The sequence below is a fragment of the Salicola sp. Rm-C-2C1-2 genome (genome assembly GCF_040196175.1).
In the GTDB taxonomy this organism is placed as follows: domain Bacteria; phylum Pseudomonadota; class Gammaproteobacteria; order Pseudomonadales; family Oleiphilaceae; genus Halospina.
The window spans coordinates 1-1,358 of record NZ_JBEFNF010000017.1; the positions used below are offsets into that span (position 1 = coordinate 1).

Consider the following 1,358-nt stretch of genomic DNA (forward strand, 5'->3'; position numbering starts at 1 on the left):
TCGTTGCAGCTCTGAAGAGACGTTTGCCGCTGTATCGGAGACGATCACCCGACTACGAAGATCCTGGACCACACAACAAGGCGCTCCAGCCGACGCAGACAGGCTGCGCGGCTGAGCTTAACCGTTATGAGTGTATGGATCTCCTATGGAAAATGACCTCGTATTAGTGGCGCTGGATGCAGAGCAGATAGCCAAAGCGAAGGACGAAAATGGGAAGCGTAAGCAGATAACCCATGCGCTTGTCGTTGGAAACTACGGGGTGATGTTCGGTACTGAGAAGCAATGCATGAAGTATTACTCGGTCTGGAAGGATATCTTCAAGGACCTATTCGGCAAGTGCTACGAAACTGACCAGTACCATCTCACCACCTACACAAGCTCCGGCAATGTGGTGATGGACCTGATAGAAGAATCCGATAGACGCAAACCCAAGATAGATTTCATCGAAGAAGCGGTGAAGCGCGAGAAAAAAGGCTTTTGGGCCAAATTGTTTGGCCGCTAGCAAAACTCATAACCAATAGTTGCAGTTCGTTCCGGCCCTGAAGGGCCTACACCGGACGCCCTTTTCTCCGCTTCGCTACAAAAAGGTCGCCGCTGAACAATGGCGTTATGTTTCAAGGAGTAGCTTTTGAGTCTGTGCCTCAGCTTCACCAATGCCGACCTTAGTATCACAAGAGACGTCGTGGGGATGGTCGGTACAGTCGGGGCTTTAATCATTGGAGGGCTGGGGTTAAGTACTTGGCGTAGACAGCTTCATGGGACCTCCAAGTTTGAGGTTGCGAAGAGGATTCTCACGACAACCTACCGGGTTCAGGATGCGATTGACTGGGCTCGTAATCCAATGATTCAACTAAACAAAGAAGAAGTTGAGGCGGGCAGACAGCTTGAAGAAGAGCAGAGAATCTATTCTGAACGCCTCGGAAAAGTAAATGAGCATCGAGCGGAGCTACGCACGCTAGCACTCGAGGCTAGGGCTATTTGGGGTGAAAGTGCCCAGGAGTGTTTTGCGCCTCTCCATGAGCTCGTCGGAGAACTGCATGGAGAGATATGGCTCCATTTTTGGCTCAAAGGGGCATACGCCGGGCCTGGCGCTCATGTCGATAGAAGCCCGGAAAGAATCCATAAGAATGATGCAATCGTGTACAAGGCTGACGATTCCGATGAATTTTCGCAGCGGCTTATTGAGGCGGTCCGGCACATCGAATCAATTTATCAACCGAGGCTCCGTGGCCCTGAATTCAGATAATAACTGCAGCACTTTGGTGTAGCCGGGTAGAGGTAAGAGGGCCGCCGCCGGTACCCTCATCGCCTTTACCGACCAAAGTGAAGAGCAGATGGGATACCGACAACTGACCCAG

Annotated in this window: 2 protein-coding genes; both read left to right on the plus strand. The window is 51.5% G+C overall.

From position 1 onward, the window contains the following. Window positions 1–145: 145 nt before the first annotated feature. Window positions 146–502 (plus strand): hypothetical protein, encoded by a 357-nt coding sequence (locus AAF659_RS14995; RefSeq protein ID WP_349752591.1) that lies wholly within the window; start codon window positions 146–148, stop codon window positions 500–502. A 126-nt stretch (window positions 503–628) separates the two neighbouring features. Beyond that, window positions 629–1,246, plus strand: a complete 618-nt coding sequence (locus AAF659_RS15000; RefSeq protein ID WP_349752592.1) for a hypothetical protein — start codon at window positions 629–631, stop codon at window positions 1,244–1,246. The last annotated feature ends 112 nt before the right edge of the window (window positions 1,247–1,358 follow it).